16 protein-coding genes are annotated in these 15,417 nt (G+C 66.6%); 4 read left to right on the top strand and 12 right to left on the bottom strand.

What is annotated here, in order from left to right:
* Positions 1–43 precede the first annotated feature (43 nt).
* From BLS61_RS02535 to BLS61_RS02485, 11 genes are all read right to left on the bottom strand, one after another.
* Entirely contained in the window at positions 44–577 is a 534-nt protein-coding gene (locus BLS61_RS02535; RefSeq protein WP_090426932.1) for a DUF2878 domain-containing protein, read from the bottom strand.
* Positions 570–1,844 carry an SAM-dependent methyltransferase gene (locus BLS61_RS02530; RefSeq protein ID WP_090426929.1) on the bottom strand — a complete coding sequence of 425 codons (1,275 nt, stop codon included), beginning with the start codon at positions 1,842–1,844 and terminating at the stop codon, positions 570–572. Before BLS61_RS02530 ends, BLS61_RS02535 begins: the two co-directional genes overlap by 8 nt.
* Positions 1,831–2,631: a DUF1365 domain-containing protein gene (locus BLS61_RS02525; RefSeq protein ID WP_090426927.1), complete on the bottom strand. Its 801-nt coding sequence runs from the start codon at positions 2,629–2,631 to the stop codon at positions 1,831–1,833. The genes BLS61_RS02530 and BLS61_RS02525 overlap by 14 nt, the downstream gene beginning before the upstream one ends.
* Positions 2,631–3,878, bottom strand: a complete 1,248-nt coding sequence (locus BLS61_RS02520) for an NAD(P)/FAD-dependent oxidoreductase (protein ID WP_090426924.1) — start codon at positions 3,876–3,878, stop codon at positions 2,631–2,633. The genes BLS61_RS02525 and BLS61_RS02520 overlap by 1 nt, the downstream gene beginning before the upstream one ends.
* A complete protein-coding gene (locus tag BLS61_RS02515; RefSeq protein ID WP_090426922.1) occupies positions 3,875–4,630 on the bottom strand; it encodes an SDR family NAD(P)-dependent oxidoreductase in 756 nt (251 codons plus the stop codon). Before BLS61_RS02515 ends, BLS61_RS02520 begins: the two co-directional genes overlap by 4 nt.
* Positions 4,627–5,049 (bottom strand): nuclear transport factor 2 family protein, encoded by a 423-nt coding sequence (locus BLS61_RS02510; protein WP_090426919.1) that lies wholly within the window; start codon positions 5,047–5,049, stop codon positions 4,627–4,629. Before BLS61_RS02510 ends, BLS61_RS02515 begins: the two co-directional genes overlap by 4 nt.
* Positions 5,046–6,482, bottom strand: a complete 1,437-nt coding sequence (gene phrB, locus BLS61_RS02505; protein WP_090426916.1) for a deoxyribodipyrimidine photo-lyase — start codon at positions 6,480–6,482, stop codon at positions 5,046–5,048. The genes BLS61_RS02510 and phrB overlap by 4 nt, the downstream gene beginning before the upstream one ends.
* A complete protein-coding gene (locus BLS61_RS02500; RefSeq protein WP_090426913.1) occupies positions 6,470–7,426 on the bottom strand; it encodes a MerR family transcriptional regulator in 957 nt (318 codons plus the stop codon). The genes phrB and BLS61_RS02500 overlap by 13 nt, the downstream gene beginning before the upstream one ends.
* A 4-nt stretch (positions 7,427–7,430) precedes the next feature.
* Positions 7,431–8,381: a YbgA family protein gene (locus BLS61_RS02495; RefSeq protein ID WP_090426910.1), complete on the bottom strand. Its 951-nt coding sequence runs from the start codon at positions 8,379–8,381 to the stop codon at positions 7,431–7,433.
* Between the two features lie 164 nt (positions 8,382–8,545).
* Positions 8,546–8,776 carry a TIGR02450 family Trp-rich protein gene (locus tag BLS61_RS02490; protein WP_090426906.1) on the bottom strand — a complete coding sequence of 77 codons (231 nt, stop codon included), beginning with the start codon at positions 8,774–8,776 and terminating at the stop codon, positions 8,546–8,548.
* Complete coding sequence (locus BLS61_RS02485; protein ID WP_090426903.1) at positions 8,773–9,759, bottom strand: NAD(P)/FAD-dependent oxidoreductase; 987 nt, start codon at positions 9,757–9,759, stop codon at positions 8,773–8,775. Before BLS61_RS02485 ends, BLS61_RS02490 begins: the two co-directional genes overlap by 4 nt.
* 347 nt (positions 9,760–10,106) lie before the next feature.
* On the opposite strand from BLS61_RS02485, the gene BLS61_RS02480 reads away from it, so the two are divergent.
* From BLS61_RS02480 to BLS61_RS02465, 4 genes are all read left to right on the top strand, one after another.
* On the top strand, positions 10,107–11,009 hold the full coding sequence (locus tag BLS61_RS02480) for a TIGR01777 family oxidoreductase (protein ID WP_090426901.1): 903 nt from the start codon (positions 10,107–10,109) through the stop codon (positions 11,007–11,009).
* A gap of 12 nt (positions 11,010–11,021) precedes the next feature.
* On the top strand, positions 11,022–12,044 hold the full coding sequence (gene hemH, locus BLS61_RS02475) for a ferrochelatase (RefSeq protein WP_090426898.1): 1,023 nt from the start codon (positions 11,022–11,024) through the stop codon (positions 12,042–12,044).
* Between the two features lie 164 nt (positions 12,045–12,208).
* Positions 12,209–13,540 carry a spinster family MFS transporter gene (locus tag BLS61_RS02470; RefSeq protein ID WP_003246965.1) on the top strand — a complete coding sequence of 444 codons (1,332 nt, stop codon included), beginning with the start codon at positions 12,209–12,211 and terminating at the stop codon, positions 13,538–13,540.
* Between the two features lie 133 nt (positions 13,541–13,673).
* Entirely contained in the window at positions 13,674–14,444 is a 771-nt protein-coding gene (locus tag BLS61_RS02465; RefSeq protein WP_244157899.1) for a hypothetical protein, read from the top strand.
* Positions 14,445–14,448: 4 nt separating this feature from the next.
* Here the strand turns inward: BLS61_RS02465 and BLS61_RS02460 are convergent, their stop codons facing one another.
* A complete protein-coding gene (locus BLS61_RS02460; protein WP_090426893.1) occupies positions 14,449–15,171 on the bottom strand; it encodes a substrate-binding periplasmic protein in 723 nt (240 codons plus the stop codon).
* Positions 15,172–15,417: the final 246 nt, after the last annotated feature.

The following is a 15,417-nucleotide window of genomic DNA, read 5'->3' as shown; positions in this document are numbered from 1 at the left end:
AGGCCGGGCACAAGCCCGGCCTTTTGCGTTTCTGGCGAAGGGGTTACGAAGCGCTACGCTGGCTGCGCAGGCGCTGTTCGTACTGCTCGCGATACAGCTTGGCGAAGCCGTGCAGCACCGGCATCACCAGCGCCCAGACCAGCGCGAGAATCACCAGGGTCGGCCAGGTGCCCAGCGGCAGGGTGACGTCGGCGATCTTGGCGCCGCCGTAGTACGACAGCGGTGCGGCAAGCGCGCCCAGCAGGCTGCTGCGCCACCAGGGCTGCGCCGTCCAGGCCAGGCAGTGATTGAGGGTGCTGGCCAGCAACAGCCAGAGCAGCGCCAGCCACAGCGGGATCAGCTGGCGCGGCTCGCCGAAGTCGAACACCCCCAGATTAAGCAGAAAGCTGTCCAGCGCGCTGCCGGCGAGAAACACGCTGAGCAGCAGCTTGCCTTCGGCCGCCCAACTGCTGACCCACAGCAAGTGCACGGCGATGATCGCTGCCACCACCACCAGCAGCCAGGGGCTGTCGCCAGCAAAGACGCAGACGAGCCAGCCGAGCTGGAACAGGAGGGCGTTGGCAATCAGCTTAGGCATCGAAGTTTCCCAGAAGCGGCGCAGGGCGAGCGGCCGGTTTGGCCAGCAGCAGTTGCGCGGTGCCAATGGTGCGTTCGAGGAAGCCGCCTTCGCAATAGCACAGGTAGAACTCCCACAGGCGATAGAAGTAGTCGTCGTAGCCCAGCTGCTCCAGGCGCTGGCGCGCGTGGCGCAGGTTGTCGTGCCACAGGCGCAGGGTGCGCGCGTAGTGCAGGCCGAAGTCTTCCATGTGGTGCAGGTTGAAATCGGTGTGGCGGGTGACCACGTCGAGCATCTTCTGCATCGAGGGCAGGGCGCCACCGGGGAAGATATAGCGCTGGATGAAGTCCACCGATTTGCAGGCCTGCTCGTAGCGCTGGTCGCGAATGGTGATGGCCTGCAGCAGCATCAGCCCGTCGGGCTTGAGCAGGCGCGCGCACTGCTTGAAGTAGGTGGGCAGGTAGCGGTGGCCGACGGCCTCGATCATCTCGATGGAAACCAGCTTGTCGTACTGGCCGTCGAGGTCGCGATAGTCCTCCAGCAGCAGGGTCACGCGGTCTTCCAGGCCCAGCTCGCGGATGCGCCGCTCGGTGTGGGCGTGCTGCTCGCGCGACAGCGTGGTGGTGGTGACGCGGCAGCCGTAACGCGTCGCCGCGTACAGCGCCATGCTGCCCCAGCCAGTGCCGATTTCCAGCAGATGATCGGAAGGCTGCAGGGCCAGCTTCTGGCAGATGCGTTCGAGCTTGTTCAGCTGCGCCTGCTCCAGGCTGTCGTCGGCGCTGCGAAACATGGCAGCCGAATACATCATGGTCGGGTCGAGAAACTGTTCGAACAGGTCATTGCCCAGGTCGTAGTGTGCGGCGATGTTGCGCCGCGAGCCTTGCCGGGTGTTGCGATTGAGCCAGTGCAGGCCTTGGATCAGCGGGCGGCCGAGGCGTGCCAGGCCGCCTTCCATGGCATCGAGAACGTCGAGGTTGGCGACGAAGATGCGGATCACCGCGGTGAGGTCCGGCGTGCTCCAGTAGCCGTGGATATAGGCTTCGCCGGAACCGATCGAGCCGTTGCCGGCCACCAGCCCCCAGACCGCGGGGTCGTTTACCAGGATCTCGGCCCGGAGACGCGCCTGCGGATCACCGAAGTGCAGGCTGTCGCCTGCCTCGTGAATGATCAGCAGACCATGGCGCAGGTTTTCCAGCTGGCGCAGTACGGCGCGTCGCAGCAGACCGGCGCCGATACCGTTGCCGCTGCGTACCAGGCTTCGGGTGGAGGTCAGGCTAGAGCTCTTCATGGGGCATGTCCTTCACGTGCGGGCGGGCAACGCGGAAGCTGCCTTCCGCGGGGGAGTGGTCGAAAATCGGGATGCGCTTGAGCAGCAGGCGCAGCGCCTGCCAGTAGATGGCGGCGACGGTCTTGCCGGTCATCCAGGGAAAACTGAACAGATAGCGATGCAGGCTGGCGCGGTCCAGCGCCTGGCGCTGCAGGCTGAGGCTGGCATCGAACAGCTTGGTTGCGCCTTGCCAGTCGGCCATGTGCACGCCCAGACGCTCACCAACGGCGCTGAAACTCATGCGGTATTCCAGCTCGCGCGGCAGGAAGGGCGACACGTGGAAGGCCTTGTCCACGCTGATCCGGTGGCGACCTTCACCCTCTGCCGGCAGCACGTAGTGGTAGCGTTCGCGCCATGGCGTGTTGCTGACTTCGCAGAGGATCGCCACCAGGCGCTCTTCGGCATCGTGACAGTAGAAGATGCTCACCGGATTGAAGGCCAGGCCCCAGCTGCGCGGCTGCGTCAGCACGCAGATGCGACCTTGCGGGCGCGTGCCCAGTGCTTGTTCCACGCGATCGCGCACCGCTTCGTGCAGCGCCACGCCCTGGCGGGTGGACTCGGGCAGGTAGTCGGTTTCGCGAAAGGCGAACGGCGCGAAGCGGCCGCGCCCGGCCAGCTTCGAGAGAGCGAACAGCTGCGGCTGCTCGCTCAGGTCGAGGTACAGCAGGCCCATGCGATAGCGAAAGGCATGGGCACGCGGGGCGAAGCGGCGATGCTGCACCCAGCCGCTGTACAGGGCGCTGTGCATCAGAGTGTTTCTCCGAAGGCGCGGGCCACGCGCAGCGCGCTGACCACGCCGTCCTCATGGAAACCGTTGGCCCAGTAGGCGCCGCAGTAGTAGCTGTGCTGCGCGCCGAGCAACTCTTCCCAGCGCGCCTGGGCGGCGGTGCCGGCCAGGCTGTACTGCGGGTGGGCGTACTGGAAGCGTGCGAGGATCTTGCTCGGGTCGATGGCGGCGGTCTGGTTGAGGCTGACGCAGAAGGTGGTGTCGGCCTCGATGCCTTGGAGGATGTTCATGTTGTAGGTGACGGCTGCCGGCTGATCGGTCGGTCCGCCCAGTCGGTAGTTCCAGCTGGCCCAGGCCAGCTTGCGCCTGGGCAGCAGGCGCGTGTCGGTGTGCAGCACCACGTCGTTGTTGGCGTAGGGCAGGGCGCCGAGAATGTCCCGCTCCTGTGCGCTGGGCTGATCGAGCAGGGTCAGGGCCTGGTCGCTGTGGCAGGCGAAGATCACCTTGTCGAAGCGCTCGCTGCCGGCTGCGCTGTGCAGGGTGACGCCATCCTGATCACGCACGACGCGGCTGACCGGGCAGTTCAGGCGAATGCGCTCGGCGAAACTTTGGGTCAAGGGCGCCACGTAGCTGCGCGAGCCGCCTTCGATCACCTGCCAGGTCGGGCGGTCGCTGACCGAGAGCAGGCCGTGGTTCTTGCAGAAGCGCACGAAGAACTGCAGCGGGAAACCGAGCATGTCGGCCAGCGACATCGACCAGATGGCCGAGCCCATCGGCACGATGTAATGCTCGATGAAGCGGCGGCCGTAGCCGTTGCGCTCGAGGTACTGGCCGAGCGTGGTGTCGGCGCTGATGCGATTGTTGGCCAGGTCGTCCAGCGATTGGCGATTGAAGCGCAGGATGTCGCGCAGCATGCCCCAGAAGGCTGGCGACAGCAGGTTGCTGCGCTGGGCGAACAGGGTGTTGAGGTCGTGGCCGTTGTACTCCACGCCGGTAGCCGGGTCGCTCACCGAGAAGCTCATCTCGGTGGGCTTGAAGCCGACGCCGACCTGCCCCAGCAGGCGGATGAAATTGGGGTAGGTCCAGTCGTTGAAGACGATGAAACCGGTGTCGATGGCGTAGTTTCGCCCCTCCACCTGCACGTCGACGGTGTGGGTGTGGCCGCCGATCCAGTCGCTGGCCTCGAACACCTGGATGTCGTGCTGGCGGTTGAGCAGGTAGGCGCAGGTCAGGCCGGCGATACCGCTGCCGACGATGGCGATTTTCATGCGTTGTCCTCGTTACGCGCCAGTCGGCGACCTATGGCCAGTTGCAGACTGCTGGGCAGGCTGCCGAGCAGTTTCAGTACCGCGATGAAGGGGGTGGGGAAGGCGATTTCATGCGGGCGCTTGTCCAGGCGCGCGGCGATGTGCCGTGCGGCGCGCTCCACCGGCCAGCGCATGGGCATGGGAAAGTCGTTCTTCTGCGTCAGCGGAGTGTCGACGAACCCCGGGCTGACCAGGGTGACGTCGATGCCCTCGCTGGCCAGGTCAATGCGCAGCGTCTGCAGCAGGTAGCGCATTGCCGCCTTGGAGGCGCCGTAGGCCTCGGCCCGCGGCAGCGGCATGAAGGTCACCGAACTGCCGACCCCGACCAGATGCGGACGCTCGCCGCGGCGCAGCAGGGGCAGTGCTGCCTCGATGCAGTAGCCGGCAGAGAACAGGTTGGCGCTGACCACGCGTTCGATCATCGCTGCCTCGAACTGGCGTACCTCGACGTACTCGCAGGTGCCGGCATTGAGGATCACGCAGTCCAGCGCGCCCCAGACCTGTTCGATGCGTTCGCCGATGGCGCGCACCTGCTCGGCGTCGGTCAGATCGCCCGGGGCCACCAGCACCCGCTCGCCATAGCGCGCGGCGAACGCCTGCAGCGGGCCGCTGCTGCGTGCGCTGAGTGCCAGGCGATGGCCGGCGTGCAGCAGCTCTTCGGCCAGGGCGGCACCGATGCCGCTGCTGGCACCGGTCAACCAGATACGTTTCATGCCAACCTCCTTTTCAGCCAGGCGATCACGCTGCCGATCACGGGCAGGTGTTCATAGAGCAGTGCGCCGGCATCGAAGTAGTCGCGGTGCCGGTAGACGCGCTCGCGCCAGTACAGGTGCGAGCAACCTTCGACGGCGATCTCGGCGCCGCCGCGCAGACGCGGATGGCGGTAGCGCATGGTCCAGCGCAGGTAGCCTTCACCGGGCGCGACTTCATCGAAGCCGTGGAATTCGAAACGCAGCGCCTCGACGTTGGCATAGAGTTCGCTGAAGTAGCGGCGCATCTCGCTCAGGCCGCGCACTTCATGCAGCGGGTCGCGAAACAGCACGTCGTCGCTGTACAGCTCGCCGAGCAGTTCGAGGTTGTCCTTGTTCAGCGCGGCGAAGCGCTCGGCGAAGTCGCGCAGGAAGGCGCTCATGCTGGCAGGGCCTCGGGCGAGAGGTTCTTGAACGCCGCCAGGGCACGCTCGCGCGAGCGCGACAGGTCGACGATCGGCCGCGGATACCCGGACGGCGCGAACAGACCGCCGAGCGCGGACGGGTCGTGGATATCGCGCTTGTTGACCGTGGCCAGCTCCGGCATCCACTGGCGAATGAACTGGCCGTCGGGGTCGAATTTCTGCGACTGGCTGATCGGGTTGAAGATGCGGAAATAGGGCGCGGCATCGGTGCCGGTGGACGCGCTCCACTGCCAGCCACCGTTGTTCGCCGCCAGGTCGCCGTCGATCAGGTGGCGCATGAAGAAGCGCTCGCCCTCGCGCCAGTCGATCAGCAGGTTCTTGGTCAGGAACATGGCGACGATCATGCGCAGGCGATTGTGCATCCAGCCGGTTGCCAGCAGTTGGCGCATGGCCGCGTCGACGATCGGCAGGCCGGTGCGGCCTTCCTGCCAGGCGGCCAGTTCCTGCGGCGCGTCACGCCAGGGCACCGCCTCGGTTTCCGGGCGGAAGGCGCGATGCCGCGATACCCGCGGGTAACCGACCAGGATGTGCTTGTAGAACTCACGCCAGAGCAGTTCGTTGACCCAGGTGACGACGCCCGCGTTGCCACTGTCGAACTCGCCCTGGTTGGCTGCCAGCGCAGCGTGCAGGCACTGGCGCGGCGACAGCACGCCGGCGGCCAGGTAGGCCGAGAGCTGGCTGGTGCCCGGTTTGGCGGGGAAGTCGCGCTCGTCCTTGTAGAAGGCCACCTGCTCCTCGGCAAAGCGCTCAAGACGTTGCAGCGCCGCCTGTTCGCCGGCTGGCCAGAGCTGGCGCAGGCTCTCGCTAGGCGGGGCGAAGCCGGTGACGGCGGTGGGAATGGCGTCGCGCTTCACCGCCAGCGGCGTCTGCGCCCTGGGTAAGGTGACCGGGCCGGGCAGGGCGCTGTGCAGGCGTTCGTAACAGACCTTGCGGAACTGGCTGTAGACCTGGAAGTAGCCGCCGGAGCGCGTCAGTACGCTACCCGGCTTGAACAGGATCTGGTCGAGATGGCTGTGCCAGGCGATGGCCTGCTGGCTGAGGTAGGCGGCGACCTGCCGATCACGCAGGCTTTCGTTGATGCCGTACTCCTCGTTGACGTGCACGGCACTGATGGTGTGCTCGCGGCACACATCGGCAATCTGCAGCGGGGCGTCGTTCCAGTCGTGGCACTGGCGCACCAGCAGCGGCACGTTGAGCGCGGCCAGCGCCTGGCTCAGTTCGGCCAGGTTGCGCAGCCAGAAGTCCACCTTGCACGGCGCGTCGTCGTGGCGCTGCCACTGGCCGGGCGTGACCAGGTACAGGGCGATGGTCGAGCCGCTGCGCATGGCCTGGCTCAGGGCGGTGTTGTCCTGGGTGCGCAGGTCGCTGCGAAACCACATCAGTTGCTGCATGGGGTTACCTCTTGAGCGCCGAGCAGGCCCTGATGGAACAGCCAGGCGTGCGCGGCGAGCGGATCGCTGGCCGACTGCAGGCCATTGAGGGCATCGCGGTGAATGTGGGCGGCGGGGCCGGCGATCAGCAGCGGCACCGGGCACTGTTCGGCGAGGCGGGGCAACTGGCGGCGCACCAGGGTGCCGTCCAGCGCCTCTTCGGCGTACAGCAGCAGGGCGCGCGGCGCGATGTGCTCCAGCGCGGTGAGCAATTCGTTGGGCGGCAGGGGCCAGTCGAACACTTCCACCGGGCAATCGCTGGCGCTGGCCAGCCAGGCGCACAGCCACAGGCCCGGCTCCATCGGCGCTTCGCCGAGGTTGATCAGCAGCAGCGGTGCGCCACCGACCTGGCGATTGCCGTGGTAGATGCGCGTGGCCAGCTTGCTGCGCAGCCAGGAGAGGAAGAACACCTGCTCGGCGCGCGCGCCGAACTGGCCTTGCCAGCGCTGGCGCAGATCGCCGAGCAGCGGCCAGAACAGCTGTTCGGCCAGGGTGCTGGCCGGGTACAGCGCCAGTGCCGAATTGAAGCGGTCGTCCAGGCGTCGCTCGTTGAGCTGGACGATGCAGCCGAGCATCTCGTTGCGCTGGCACGCCCAGTTGTCGCTGCTGCTGGCCTGGGGCACCTGGCCGTGGTCGAGCAGCGCCTTGACCTGGCCCACGGCTACGCCGCGTGCCAGCCAGGCGAGAATGGCGTGGATGCGTTCGAGGTTGGCCGGTGAGTACAGGCGATGCCCCTTGGGCGTGCGATAGGGCACGATCAGGCCATAGCGCCGCTCCCAGGCGCGCAGGGTCACGGCGTTGATGCCGGTGCTGCGTGCCACTTCGCGGATGGGCAGGTAGCCCTCTTCGAGCGCCTGGCGGTAATCCTGGCCGGTGTCGTCGTCGACGAAGTTTTCGCTGGTCATGGCGTCACAGTGCGTTGCGCAGGGCGAGGGGTTCGGGATGCGGTTGCAGGTAGGCCTGCTCGGCGATATAGCGATCCGGGTGGCGGCGGAAGTGGTGCTTGAGCAGCGTCAGCGGCACCACCAGCGGCACGATGCCGTCGCGGTACTGGCTGATCAGCTGTTGCATTTCCTGCTTCTCGTCGGCGCTGATGGCGCGCTTGAGGTAGCCGCTCAGATGCTGCAGCACGTTGCTGTGGGTGCGGCGGGTGGCGCATTTCTTCAGGGCGCTCATCAGCTCGCTGAAGTAGTGCGGCGCCAGCTCGCCGAGGTCGTGCCGGCCCAGTTCGCCGAGCATGCGCCCGAGCGACTTGTAACGCACCGGGTCGGTGGCCATCAGCAGGTACTTGTAGCGCGAGTGGAAGGCGATCAGCGCGCCGCGGGTCAGGCCCTGCTGCAGCAGGCGCTGCCATTCGGCATGGGCGTAGACGCGGGTGATGAAGTTCTCGCGCAGCACCGGATCGTTGAGGCGGCCGTCCTCTTCGACGGGCAGGTCCGGGTGGCGGGCGCAGAAGGCCGCGGCGAAGATGCCACGGCCCGGCTCGCTCGGGCGCCCGCCCTCCTGATAGACCTTGACCCGCTCCAGCCCGCAGGAGGGCGATTGCTGCATGAAGATGTAGCCGCTGATGCCCTGCAGCTCGTTGGCCATGCGCTCGCCGTAGGCGGCCAGGGCGTCGGTGACGTCACGCGAGCGGTCGACGGTGCCAACGGCGCGCGGCGCCTGCGGATCGCCCACCAGGCGAATCGGCTCGCGCGGAATCGACATGCCAATGCCGACTTCCGGACAGACGGGGATGAAATCGAAATGTTCGGTCAGGCTGCGGCTGCACAGACGTGACAGCTTGTGGCCGCCGTTGTAGCGCACTTCGGCCCCCAGCAGGCAGGCGCTGATACCCAGTTTGGCTTTGCTCGCTTGCATAACCTGACCTCGAAAGACCTTGTACATAAAGCTGTGCATGTACAACTTGCGTCTATCATAGGTGCGCGGTTGTACAAGTCAAATGCTTTGTACAGCTTTCGTATTGCTTTTCGTGACAGGCGAGCGGCGTCAGCAGGCGGTGACGCCGGAGCAGCGAAGGGGAGTCAGCGCCAGCCTTGCAGCCAGCGCTCGGTGTCCTGCAGCTGGCGCCAGTCGAGCTGCTGGCTGCGCTGGGTGAGGACGGCCTGCAGTTCGACGCCGAGAACGTTGTCGTCCTCGTCGCGGAGCAGTTCGGTGACCAGGAAGTGGCGCTCGCGATTCTGCGGCTGCGCTGCCGTCCACTTCGACAGCAGCAGCTTGCGCGGATTGAGGCGACGCTTGCCCGGTGAGCTCATTGCAGGTGCTCGAGCAGGCGCCGCGCGGCATCCTGGCCGCTGAGCCAGGCGCCCTCGACGCGGCCGGACAGGCACCAGTCGCCGCAGGCATACAGCCCCAGGTCGGCATCGGCCAGCGCGCCCCACTGGTGCGCCTGTGCCGGCCGTGCATAGAGCCAGCGGTGGGCGAGGGTGAAGCTCGGCGGCGGCACGGCGCAGCCGATCAGCTCGGCGAATGCGCCATGCAGGTGCTCGATCACCGTCTCCCTGGCCAGGTCCAGATGCTGGCGGCTCCAGGCGCTGCCGGCATGCAGCACCCAGGTGTCGAAGTGGGTGTCGCGCCCCGGTTTGCTGCGGTTGCGTGCGACCCAGTCGAGCGGGCTGTCCTGCACGAAGCAGCCTTCCACGCGCGTCTCCAGCTCCTTGTCGAAGCCCAGGGCCACCGCCCAGGTCGGCTCCATGATCACGCTGGCGGCGGCGCCGGCCAGTTTCGGCGCGGCCGCGAGCAGGGCGCTGGCCTGTGGTGCGGGGGTGGCCACGATCACGTGGCTGTAGGGGCCATGGCTGTTGCCTTCGGCGTCCTGCAGGCTCCAGTGGCGGTCGCCGCGGAACACTTCGGTGATACGGCAGCTGAACCTGACCGGCAGGGCGCCGAGCATGGCGCGGGTGATGGCGCTCATGCGCGGGCTGCCGACCCAGCGCACCTGCTCATCCGGCGAGGCGCTGAGCTGGCCGTCCTGGGCGTTGTACAGGCTCGGCTGCCATTCGGCGACCCAGCCACGGGCCTGCCATTGCTGCACGACTTCGACGAAGCGCCGGTCGCGAGCGGTGAAGTACTGCGCGCCGAGATCCAGGCTGCCGGCGTCGCTGCGCTTGCTGGCCATGCGCCCGCCGCTGCCGCGGCTCTTGTCGAACAGTTCGATGTCCTGCCCGGCGGCATGCAGGGCCTGGGCGGCGGAGAGTCCTGCGATGCCGGTGCCGATGATGGCGATGGGTGCGTTCATGGTTACCTCGTCAGCGCTGAATGCTATACAGGCTAAGGTTTGGACAAAAGCTATACAAGGATGTTTTCATGTACAGCTGAAGCCGTTCGAACCTGCTCAAAGCCTGCTGCGCGTCGGCTCTGCTGCGTTAAAAACAGGCTCGGACTGCTCATTTACAACTCGTAAACTCCGCGTCCTCACCTGTTTTTGCCTTGCATAGCTCTAGCTCGCGAGGCTTTGAACAGGCTCTGAGTGGCGCTCCCTTGCTTTAGGTTTAGGACATACGCGGCCATCGATAAAGGCACGTGTGCGCGTCATGAACCAGACTAAAGGTGAAGTCTCATCAATTGCCATGCGAGGACGATGCCATGCATATCCTACTGACCGGCGGTACCGGCCTGATCGGGCGTGCGCTGTGCGCGCACTGGGTCGAGCAGGGCCATCGCCTGACGGTCTGGAGTCGTGAGCCGGGCAAGGTGGCCGGCCTGTGCGGGCCTGCGGTGCGGGGGATCGGGCGGCTCGAGGAGCTGGCGGAGGAGCCGCTCGATGCGGTGGTCAACCTGGCCGGTGCGCCCATCGCCGACCGCCCCTGGAGCAGCAGACGCAAGGCGCAGCTGTGGGCCAGTCGTATCGGCTTGACCGAGCAGTTGCTGACCTGGTTGCAGGGCCGTGCGCAGCGCCCGGCGGTGCTGCTGTCGGGCTCGGCGGTGGGCTGGTACGGCAACGGCGGCGAGCGCGAGCTGCACGAGGAGACGCCGCAGGTCACCGACGATTTCGCCGCGCAGCTCTGTGGTGCCTGGGAAGAAACTGCACAGCGCGCCGAGGAACTGGGTATCCGTGTGGTGCTGATCCGCACCGGCCTGGTGCTGAGCCCCGACGGCGGCATGCTCAAGCGCCTGCTGCTGCCGTTCAGGCTCGGCCTGGGCGGGCGCCTCGGCGATGGTCGGCAATGGATGCCGTGGATTCATATCGCCGATCAAATCGGCCTGATGGATTTTCTCTTGCAGCAAGGCGACGCTCGCGGTCCTTATAATGCCTGCGCACCGCTGCCGGTGCGCAACGCCGAGTTCACCAGGGCGCTGGGCCAGGCGCTGAGCCGCCCGACCATTTTCCCTGCACCGGCTTTCGTCCTGCGCGCTGCTCTCGGTGAAATGTCCGAGTTGCTGCTCGGCGGTCAGCGTACCGTGCCGAAGCGTCTGCTCGAGGCCGGTTTCAGTTTCCGCTTCACCCATCTGGATGTGGCTCTGGCCGATCTGCTGTGCCATCAATAGCTAGGATTTCGCATGACCGATCACGCATTGTTGCTGGTTAACCTGGGTTCGCCCGCGTCCACCGAAGTAGCCGATGTCCGCCGTTACCTCAATCAGTTCCTGATGGATCCCTACGTGATCGATCTGCCCTGGCCGCTGCGTCGTCTGCTGGTGTCGCTGATCCTGATCAAGCGCCCGGCGGCATCGGCGCATGCCTACGCCTCGATCTGGTGGGATGAAGGCTCGCCGCTGGTGGTGCTCAGCCGCCGCCTGCAGGAGGCGATGAAGGCGCACTGGCGGCACGGCCCGGTGGAGCTGGCCATGCGCTATGGCGAGCCGTCCATCGAGTCAACCCTGCAGCGCCTGGCCGAGCAGGGCATCCGCCAGGTGACGCTGGCGCCGCTGTATCCGCAGTTCGCCGACAGCACCACCACCACGGTGATCGAGGAAGCCAGGCGCGTGGTGCGTGAGCGTGGCCTGGACCTGCGCTTCTCCATCCTGCAGCCGTTCTACGACCAGCCGGAGTATCTGGATGCCCTGGTGGCCAGCGCCAAACCCTATCTGGAGCAGGATTTCGACCACCTGCTGCTGAGTTTTCATGGCCTGCCCGAGCGCCACCTGCACAAGCTCGACCCCAGCGGTCACTGCCTGAAGGGCGACGACTGCTGCCGCAGCGCCTCGCCTGCGGTGCTCGCAACCTGCTACCGCGCGCAGTGCCTGCGCAGCGCCGAGCTGTTCGCCGAGCGCATGGGCCTGCGCCCGGAGCAATGGTCGGTGAGCTTCCAGTCGCGTCTGGGGCGCGCCAAGTGGATCGAGCCCTACACCGAGACCCGCCTCGATGAGCTCGCCGCGCAGGGGGTGAAGAAGCTGCTGGTGATGTGCCCGGCCTTCGTCGCCGACTGCATCGAGACCCTGGAGGAGATCGGCGACCGCGGCCGCGAGCAGTTCGTCGAGGCCGGTGGCCAGAGCCTGCAGCTGGTGCCCTGCCTGAACGATCACCCGGACTGGGCGGCCGCGCTCAATGTCCTCTGCGAGCGGGCGCCGCAAGCCCTCTGATGGATGCCGCTGCCCGCCGCCGTGAAGCATTCGCGGTGGCGGGTATGAAGCATTCGCCCGCCTGATAACACCTTCGAGCGATACTCACCGCCGTTTATATCGTCCTAAGCTGACGCCACTTTCAACCGCCGCGCACCGCGTCAGCGGTGCCGAGGAGAGCGTCCGTGCATAACAACAATAACGGCTATCCCTCCAGTGCCCGCGCCTGGGTCACTGTCGCCATCCTGATGGTGGCCTATGTGCTGTCCTTCGTCGATCGGCAGATTCTCAACCTGCTGGTCGAGCCGATCCGCCGCGACCTGATGATCAGCGACACGCAGATGAGCCTGCTGATGGGCCTGTCCTTCGCCCTGTTCTACACCGTCTGCGGCATTCCCCTTGGCCGCGTCGCCGACACTCGCAGCCGGCGCGGGCTGATCGCCGTGGGCATCCTGTTCTGGAGCGCCGCCACCGCCGCCTGCGGCATGGCCAAGATGTACTGGCAATTCCTGCTCTGCCGCATCGGCGTCGGCGTGGGCGAGGCGGCGTTGTCGCCGGCGGCCTATTCGCTGATCGCCGACAGCTTTCCCGCCGAGCGCCGGGCCACGGCCATCAGCGTCTATTCCATGGGTGTCTACCTCGGCTCGGGCCTGGCCTTCCTGGTCGGCGGCCTGGTCATCCAGTTCGCCTCCGCGCAGGGCGACGTGACCCTGCCCGTGCTCGGCGAAGTGCGTCCCTGGCAGCTGATCTTCCTGATTCTCGGCGTGGCCGGCGTGCTCTTCACCCTGCTCATGCTGGCGGTCAAGGAGCCTGCCCGCCGCGGCGCTGGTGCCGGCGTGGCGGTACCGCTCAGCGAAGTGGGGCGCTACATCCGCGCCAACCGCCGGACCGTGCTGCTGCACAACTTCGGCTTCGCCGGCCTGGCCTTCGCCGGCTACGGCAGCGCCGCCTGGGTGCCGACCTTCTACATCCGCACCTACGGCTGGGACGCCGGCCAGGTGGGCATCGTCTATGGCTGCATCGTCGCGGTGTTCGGCTGCCTGGGCATCGTCTTCGGCGGGCGCCTGGCCGACTGGATGGCCAAGCGCGGGCGCAGCGATGCGAACATGCGCGTCGGTCTCTACGCCGCCCTGGCCGCGCTGCCGCTGGTGCTGCTGTTCCCGCTGATGGACAGCGCCCTGTGGGCCAGCGTGCTGCTGGCGCCCACGGTGTTCTGCCTGAGCATGCCGTTCGGCGTGGCGCCGGCGGCGATCCAGGAGATCATGCCCAACTCGATGCGCGGCCAGGCCTCGGCCATCTACCTGTTCGTCATCACCCTGATCGGCCTGGGCATAGGCCCGACCGCCGTGGCCCTGGTCACCGACTTCGTGTTCGCCGACGACAACGCGCTGCGCTACTCGCTGCTGATCGTCACCACCCTGGCGGTGCTGATGTCCATCATCCTGCTGGCCAAGAGCCTGAAACCCTACCGCGAGAGCGTGACGCGCCTGGAGCAGTGGGCGGCGAGCCCGGCCTGATCCGGCCCGAGCGCGGCAACGAATGATGCGCTTGCAGGCGTTGCCGCACGGGCCAGATGGAATTTTTGCGCTTTACTGAGGTTCTGAGTGATGCCTGCGCCAACCCGGCCCAGGCTAGCCTGGGAGCCAGAGGATGGGAGCGAGGCCAGGGCCTGCCGTCTGCGGTGGGCGAGCGAAGGGGGTGGCTTGTTGGCAACGGTGCTTGCCCGGGCTGGCTTTGCTCCTGCTGATCGGCGGCTGCAGCGGTCGCCTGGACAACGACTCGATCCTGCATACGCGCAGCCCGGTCAAGCCGGCCGAACTGCTGCAGACCGACGTGGACCGCATGGCCACCCTGGCCATGCGCAACAACCTCAACAGCCTGTACCGGCTGATGAACAAACTCTACCAGCGCAACCCGCGCGAATGGCGCAAGAACGCGCACACCGACAGCGCCGCCGCCGAGCGCGCCATCCAGCATGCCATCGAACACAACCTGGACTGGCCGACTCTGGGCGGCCGACGCGACGTCGCCGCGCTCGACTATGCGCTGAGCCCGGGCTTTCAGGGCGACCGGGTGGCGGCCTTCACCTATGCCATCGGCAGCATGCTGGTGACGGCGCATGGCGGGCGCACCGAGTTCTACCTGACCGACAGCTTCAACGCGCAGTTCATCCACAACGCTGCGCGCAATCTGGAGAAGGCCGCCTGGATGCTCGGCCAGCGCCGCGACGCCAGCGGCCAGCCGCTGCTGCTGTCCAACGAAGTGTCCGAGCAGGGCAGCAACCTCAGCTATGCGGTGGAGTTCGGCAAGATGGTGGCGCGTCTGGATCTGCTCACCCACGTGCTGGAGGAGCGCTATCGGCGCATGGGGGCCAACTATGCGCAGAGTTTGTTCCTGTTGAACTTCCTGCCGGTGCAGTAGCCCTTCACTGCGCCCAGCGTTGCTGGATCTCATCCAGCTTGCCGGCATTGCGCAGGCGTACCAGCGCCTCGGAGAATTGCCTGGCGCGCTCGATATCGCCCTTGGCGAAGGCGACGAAGCGCGGCATCTGGATCAGCGGGCGCGGCAGGACGCGCACCTGCTCCTGGGCGCGCTGTTCACGCACGAAATACTGCAGCTGCACGCGGTCGCCGACGATGATGTCGATGCGCCCGGCCAGCAGCATCGACACCAGCTGGCGCGGGTTCTGCGCGCTGGTGTCACGCGCCAGGTCGGCGCGGTCAAAGTTCTCCTCGTAGGAGTAGCCGCGCACCTGGCCGATGACGTAGGGGGAGAAGTCTTCCAGCGCCTGCCAGTCCTTGATCGCGGTCTTGGCGGTGGTCATGAACACAGTCGAGCCGCTGCGCAGCGGGCCGACCAGTTCGTACTGCTCCTGACGCTGCGGGGTGCCGGCGAACTGGAAGGCCATCTGCACCTCGCCGCGGTCGAGCATGCGCTTGACCCGCTCCCAGGGGTAGAGGCGGATTTCGTAGGGGACCTTCGCCTCGCGCAGCACCGCGTCCACCAGCTCGACGTCCAGCCCGTGCGGCGTATCGCTTTCAGGGGTGACGTAGCTGTAGGGGGCGAACTGTTCGTCGCCCACCACCCGCCAGGGCTGTGCTGCCAGCGAGTGGCTCAGAGCCAGAAGAGCGAGCAGCAGATAGCGCATGGTGGCGTTCCTCATGACCGGCCTGTATTGAGGCTAGCCAATTTTTGGTTCTTCGCGTTCTCGCGGGGAAGATGCGCTTGACACCGGACTGGCAATAACGTGTTAGCTGTCGATGACTTGGCACTATCCGTTAGCGTGTCGCCTGATCTGCTGGGTTTCGCCCCTTACGGGCGACTCACTTGATTCGCTGCGCTCACCCTTCGGGCCAGCCTGCGGCTGTTACTTCGCTGCGCTTCGTAGCTCTTG

Source organism: Ectopseudomonas guguanensis (genome assembly GCF_900104265.1).
GTDB lineage: Bacteria > Pseudomonadota > Gammaproteobacteria > Pseudomonadales > Pseudomonadaceae > Aquipseudomonas > Aquipseudomonas guguanensis.
The sequence above is the reverse complement of the archived record's forward strand: the minus strand, read 5'-3'. Positions and strand labels throughout refer to the sequence as shown.

Excerpts from the sequence above, each read along its gene's own strand:
- phrB (WP_090426916.1), bottom strand. The coding sequence starts at position 6,482 with ATGCAGCAACTGATGTGGTTTCGCAGCGACCTGCGCACCCAGGACAAC.
- BLS61_RS02485 (WP_090426903.1), bottom strand. The coding sequence starts at position 9,759 with ATGAACGCACCCATCGCCATCATCGGCACCGGCATCGCAGGACTCTCC.
- BLS61_RS02530 (WP_090426929.1), bottom strand. The coding sequence starts at position 1,844 with ATGAAGAGCTCTAGCCTGACCTCCACCCGAAGCCTGGTACGCAGCGGC.
- BLS61_RS02510 (WP_090426919.1), bottom strand. The coding sequence starts at position 5,049 with ATGAGCGCCTTCCTGCGCGACTTCGCCGAGCGCTTCGCCGCGCTGAAC.
- BLS61_RS02515 (WP_090426922.1), bottom strand. The coding sequence starts at position 4,630 with ATGAAACGTATCTGGTTGACCGGTGCCAGCAGCGGCATCGGTGCCGCC.
- BLS61_RS02520 (WP_090426924.1), bottom strand. The coding sequence starts at position 3,878 with ATGAAAATCGCCATCGTCGGCAGCGGTATCGCCGGCCTGACCTGCGCC.
- BLS61_RS02535 (WP_090426932.1), bottom strand. The coding sequence starts at position 577 with ATGCCTAAGCTGATTGCCAACGCCCTCCTGTTCCAGCTCGGCTGGCTC.
- BLS61_RS02495 (WP_090426910.1), bottom strand. The coding sequence starts at position 8,381 with ATGCAAGCGAGCAAAGCCAAACTGGGTATCAGCGCCTGCCTGCTGGGG.
- BLS61_RS02525 (WP_090426927.1), bottom strand. The coding sequence starts at position 2,631 with ATGCACAGCGCCCTGTACAGCGGCTGGGTGCAGCATCGCCGCTTCGCC.
- BLS61_RS02480 (WP_090426901.1), top strand. The coding sequence starts at position 10,107 with ATGCATATCCTACTGACCGGCGGTACCGGCCTGATCGGGCGTGCGCTG.
- BLS61_RS02490 (WP_090426906.1), bottom strand. The coding sequence starts at position 8,776 with ATGAGCTCACCGGGCAAGCGTCGCCTCAATCCGCGCAAGCTGCTGCTG.
- BLS61_RS02465 (WP_244157899.1), top strand. The coding sequence starts at position 13,674 with ATGGGAGCGAGGCCAGGGCCTGCCGTCTGCGGTGGGCGAGCGAAGGGG.
- BLS61_RS02460 (WP_090426893.1), bottom strand. The coding sequence starts at position 15,171 with ATGCGCTATCTGCTGCTCGCTCTTCTGGCTCTGAGCCACTCGCTGGCA.
- hemH (WP_090426898.1), top strand. The coding sequence starts at position 11,022 with ATGACCGATCACGCATTGTTGCTGGTTAACCTGGGTTCGCCCGCGTCC.
- BLS61_RS02500 (WP_090426913.1), bottom strand. The coding sequence starts at position 7,426 with ATGACCAGCGAAAACTTCGTCGACGACGACACCGGCCAGGATTACCGC.